Here is a 5,714-nt window from a genome sequence, read left to right on the forward strand (position 1 = left end):
GGTGTGTGTTCGTTTCTTGAGAACTCAACAGCGTGCCGAATGTCGATGCCAGCTTTATGTTGGCTCGAGTTGGATGTCAGATGACGTCTTTTTCGTGCCAGATCACTTTCTGGCCTTGGTCGGTTTCGGCCTTGGTTGGTGTTTGATCTCGCTTGTGTGCTGGGTGTGTCTGCTGGTGGGTTGTGGCCTTGGGGTTTGTCCTTGGGGTTGTGGCTTGTGGGTGGGTGTGCTTGGTGTGTGGGTGGGGTTGTAACGCATTGATGGAGAGTTTGATCCTGGCTCAGGACGAACGCTGGCGGCGTGCTTAACACATGCAAGTCGAGCGGTGAACCCTTCGGGGGGATCAGCGGCGAACGGGTGAGTAACACGTGAGCAACCTGCCCCTGACTCTGGGATAGCCTCGGGAAACCGGGATTAATACCGGATATGACATTGCCTCGCATGGGGTGGTGTGGAAAGTTTTTCGGTTGGGGATGGGCTCGCGGCCTATCAGCTTGTTGGTGGGGTGATGGCCTACCAAGGCGACGACGGGTAGCCGGCCTGAGAGGGTGACCGGCCACACTGGGACTGAGACACGGCCCAGACTCCTACGGGAGGCAGCAGTGGGGAATATTGCGCAATGGGCGAAAGCCTGACGCAGCGACGCCGCGTGAGGGATGAAGGCCTTCGGGTTGTAAACCTCTTTCAGCAGGGAAGAAGCGCAAGTGACGGTACCTGCAGAAGAAGCACCGGCTAACTACGTGCCAGCAGCCGCGGTAATACGTAGGGTGCAAGCGTTGTCCGGAATTATTGGGCGTAAAGAGCTCGTAGGCGGTTTGTCGCGTCTGCTGTGAAAACGCGGGGCTCAACTCCGCGCCTGCAGTGGGTACGGGCAGACTAGAGTGCAGTAGGGGAGACTGGAATTCCTGGTGTAGCGGTGGAATGCGCAGATATCAGGAGGAACACCGGTGGCGAAGGCGGGTCTCTGGGCTGTAACTGACGCTGAGGAGCGAAAGCGTGGGTAGCGAACAGGATTAGATACCCTGGTAGTCCACGCCGTAAACGTTGGGCGCTAGGTGTGGGGCTCATTCCACGAGTTCCGTGCCGCAGCAAACGCATTAAGCGCCCCGCCTGGGGAGTACGGCCGCAAGGCTAAAACTCAAAGGAATTGACGGGGCCCCGCACAAGCGGCGGAGCATGCGGATTAATTCGATGCAACGCGAAGAACCTTACCAAGGCTTGACATGCAGGGTAATCCGGCAGAGATGTCGGGTCCGCAAGGGATCTTGCACAGGTGGTGCATGGTTGTCGTCAGCTCGTGTCGTGAGATGTTGGGTTAAGTCCCGCAACGAGCGCAACCCTCGTTCTATGTTGCCAGCGCGTGATGGCGGGGACTCATAGGAGACTGCCGGGGTCAACTCGGAGGAAGGTGGGGATGACGTCAAATCATCATGCCCCTTATGTCTTGGGCTTCACGCATGCTACAATGGCCAGTACAAAGGGCTGCGAGACCGTGAGGTGGAGCGAATCCCAAAAAGCTGGTCTCAGTTCGGATCGGGGTCTGCAACTCGACCCCGTGAAGTCGGAGTCGCTAGTAATCGCAGATCAGCAACGCTGCGGTGAATACGTTCCCGGGGCTTGTACACACCGCCCGTCACGTCACGAAAGTTGGTAACACCCGAAGCCGGTGGCCTAACCCTTGTGGGGGGAGCCGTCGAAGGTGGGACTGGCGATTGGGACGAAGTCGTAACAAGGTAGCCGTACCGGAAGGTGCGGCTGGATCACCTCCTTTCTAAGGAGCATCTGGCCATCGCGCTCAGGCTTCTCGCCTCCTTCGTGGGGTGGGGGCGTGTGGTGGTCTAGGGCCATGCTGCGGGCGAACGCCCCGTGGGTGGTGCTCAAGGGTGGAACATCGACATGGCATCACGGCTGCGAGCTTCTCCTCGTACGCCTACTACTAGCTCTTGCCTTCGGGTGGGGTTCTTGACCGTCGCTCTTCGGAGTGGGGGTGGGGTTCTTGCCTGTGCTCTTCGGAGTGGGGGTGGGGTGGTGGTGGGTTGGATCGGTGGGTTGGTGGTGGTGGTGTCGGGCACGCTGTTGGGTCCTGAGGGAACGAGCATCTCGTTGCTTCTGAATGGGCTGCATCTGGTCGGTTGAACCGCTTCTGGTGCTGCGTCGTGGGCTGGGTCTTGGGTCTGTTGATCTGGGGTTTGGTTTGGGGTGTGGTGGTGGGGGTAGGCGCTGGGATCTGGGTGTGGGTTCGCCCGTTGCTTGAGAACTGCACAGTGGACGCGAGCATCTTTAGTCTTTGCTGATCGCATTTTGTGTGTGGTCAAGTTTTTAAGGGCATACGGTGGATGCCTTGGCACCAGGAGCCGAAGAAGGACGTAGGAGCCTGCGATAAGCCTCGGGGAGTTGGCAACCGAACTGTGATCCGAGGATTTCCGAATGGGGAAACCCCGCTGGAGTTATGTCCAGTGACCCGCATCTGAACACATAGGGTGCGTGGAGGGAACGTGGGGAAGTGAAACATCTCAGTACCCACAGGAAGAGAAAGCAACCGCGATTCCGTGAGTAGTGGCGAGCGAAAGCGGATGAGGCTAAACCGGTCATGTGTGATAGCTGCTAGGCGTTGCATGGTCGGGGTCGTGGGACTCATCGGATGGGGCTAGCACCTCATCAAGGAGTAAGAAAGTCGTGTCATAGTCGAAGGGTCTTGAAAGGCCCGGCATAGAGGGTGGAACCCCCGTAGACGAAATGGCGTGGCCTCCTGATGGGTATCCCAAGTAGCACGGGGCCCGAGAAATCCCGTGTGAATCTGGGGGGACCACCCCCTAAGCCTGAATACTCCCTGGTGACCGATAGCGGACAGTACCGTGAGGGAATGGTGAAAAGTACCCCGGGAGGGGAGTGAAATAGTACCTGAAACCGTGTGCCTACAATCCGTCGGAGCCTCCTTGGTTGGGGTGACGGCGTGCCTTTTGAAGAATGAGCCTGCGAGTTAGTGGTACGTGGCGAGGTTAACCCGTGTGGGGAAGCCGTAGCGAAAGCGAGTCCGAATAGGGCGTTTGAGTCGCGTGCTCTAGACCCGAAGCGAAGTGATCTACCCATGGGCAGGTTGAAGCGCGGGTAAGACCGCGTGGAGGACCGAACCCACCAGGGTTGAAAACCTGGGGGATGACCTGTGGGTAGGGGTGAAAGGCCAATCAAACTTCGTGATAGCTGGTTCTCCCCGAAATGCATTTAGGTGCAGCGTCACGTGTTTCTTGCCGGAGGTAGAGCTACTGGATGGCCGATGGGCCCCACAAGGTTACTGACGTCAGCCAAACTCCGAATGCCGGTAAGTGAGAGCGTGGCAGTGAGACTGCGGGGGATAAGCTTCGTAGTCGAGAGGGAAACAGCCCAGACCACCAGCTAAGGCCCCTAAGCGTGTGCTAAGTGGGAAAGGATGTGGAGTTGCACAGACAACCAGGAGGTTGGCTTAGAAGCAGCCACCCTTGAAAGAGTGCGTAATAGCTCACTGGTCAAGTGATTCCGCGCCGACAATGTAGCGGGGCTCAAGCACACCGCCGAAGCTGTGGCATTCATACATCGATAAGCCTTCGTGGTTCAGTCGTGTGGATGGGTAGGGGAGCGTCGTGTGGCGGGTGAAGCGGCGGAGTGATCCAGTCGTGGACGCTACACGAGTGAGAATGCAGGCATGAGTAGCGAAAGACGGGTGAGAATCCCGTCCGCCGAATGACCAAGGGTTCCAGGGCCAGGCTCATCCGCCCTGGGTAAGTCGGGACCTAAGGCGAGGCCGACAGGCGTAGTCGATGGACAACGGGTTGATATTCCCGTACCGGCGAAGAACCGCCCATATCGAATCCGGGGATGCTAAGCGCCCAAAGCTGGTGACGTCTTCGGATGGATCTGGTGGAGCGCGTGACCCGATCCGGTAGTAGGTAAGCGCATTAACAGGGGTGACGCAGGAAGGTAGCCACCGCGTGGCGATGGTAGTCCACGTCCAAGGGTGTAGGGCGAGGTGTAGGCAAATCCGCATCTCATGAAGCCTGAGACCTGATGGTGACCGCGTATGCGGGAAGTAGGGTGATCCTATGCTGTCTAGAAAAGCCTCGGCGCGAGGTTCAAGCCGCCCGTACCCCAAACCGACTCAGGTGGTCAGGTAGAGAATACCAAGGCGACGAGAGAATCGTGGTTAAGGAACTCGGCAAAATGCCCCCGTAACTTCGGGAGAAGGGGGGCCGGAGCGTTGAAACCCTTGCGGGTTAGGCGCGATGGCCGCAGAGACCAGGGAGAAGCGACTGTTTACTAAAAACACAGGTCCGTGCGAAGTCGCAAGACGATGTATACGGACTGACGCCTGCCCGGTGCTGGAACGTTAAGGGGACGGGTCAGTTCCTTTGGGAGCGAAGCTCAGAACTTAAGCGCCAGTAAACGGCGGTGGTAACTATAACCATCCTAAGGTAGCGAAATTCCTTGTCGGGTAAGTTCCGACCTGCACGAATGGCGTAACGACTTCTCCGCTGTCTCAACCGCGAACTCGGCGAAATTGCACTACGAGTAAAGATGCTCGTTACGCGCAGCAGGACGGAAAGACCCCGGGACCTTCACTATAGCTTGGTATTGGTGTTCGGTACGGCTTGTGTAGGATAGGTGGGAGACTGTGAAGTCGGCACGCCAGTGTCGGTGGAGTCATCGTTGAAATACCACTCTGGTCGTTCTGGACATCTAACTTCGGTCCGTAATCCGGATCAGGGACAGTGCCTGGTGGGTAGTTTAACTGGGGCGGTTGCCTCCTAAAGAGTAACGGAGGCGCTCAAAGGTTCCCTCATCCTGGTTGGCAATCAGGTGTTGAGTGTAAGTGCACAAGGGAGCTTGACTGCGAGACTGACAGGTCGAGCAGGGACGAAAGTCGGAACTAGTGATCCGGCCGTGGTTTGTGGAAACGCGGTCGCTCAACGGATAAAAGGTACCCCGGGGATAACAGGCTGATCTTGCCCAAGAGTCCATATCGACGGCATGGTTTGGCACCTCGATGTCGGCTCGTCGCATCCTGGGGCTGGAGTAGGTCCCAAGGGTTGGGCTGTTCGCCCATTAAAGCGGTACGCGAGCTGGGTTTAGAACGTCGTGAGACAGTTCGGTCCCTATCCGCTGCGCGCGTTGGAGACTTGAGAAGGGCTGTCCCTAGTACGAGAGGACCGGGACGGACGAACCTCTGGTGTGCCAGTTGTTCCGCCAGGAGCACGGCTGGTTGGCTACGTTCGGGAGGGATAACCGCTGAAAGCATCTAAGCGGGAAGCCTGCTTCAAGATGAGGTCTCCATGGACTTTGAGTCTGAGAGGCTCCCAGCAGACTACTGGGTTGATAGGCCGGATGTGGACGACCAGTAATGGTTGTAGCTGACCGGTACTAATAAGCCGATGACTTGCTACACCTTCCAACGTGGTTGGGGTGCGGTCAAGTGAGAAACTAAAGTTAAGAGCGTTCTCCTTTGGGGGGTGTTCTGTTCGCGTCCACTGTGCGGTTCCCGAGTCACGGGCGCCACCACTACCGGGTTGTACCTGTGGGTACAGCTGGTGGGTTGGGTGGTTTCGTTAACTCGATAGTGTTACGGCGGTCATAGCGGTGGGGAAACGCCCGGTCCCATTCCGAACCCGGAAGCTAAGCCCACCTGCGCCGATGGTACTGCCCGGGAAGCTGGGTGGGAGAGTAGGTCACCGCCGGACATCCTT

The 5,714-nt window shown here is 57.8% G+C and carries 3 rRNA genes; all 3 read left to right on the top strand.

What is annotated here, in order from left to right:
• Positions 1-257: 257 nt before the first annotated feature.
• Positions 258-1,771: ribosomal RNA gene (locus BXY45_RS22485) — 16S ribosomal RNA — on the top strand.
• Positions 1,772-2,309: 538 nt separating this feature from the next.
• A 23S ribosomal RNA gene (locus BXY45_RS22490) occupies positions 2,310-5,415 on the top strand.
• Between the two features lie 176 nt (positions 5,416-5,591).
• Positions 5,592-5,708, top strand: a 5S ribosomal RNA gene (rrf, locus tag BXY45_RS22495).
• Together the 16S, 23S and 5S rRNA genes form the textbook arrangement of a ribosomal RNA operon.
• Positions 5,709-5,714 lie beyond the last annotated feature (6 nt).

It is taken from the genome of Quadrisphaera granulorum (assembly GCF_003149145.1).
GTDB classification, from domain to species: Bacteria; Actinomycetota; Actinomycetes; order Actinomycetales; family Quadrisphaeraceae; genus Quadrisphaera; species Quadrisphaera granulorum.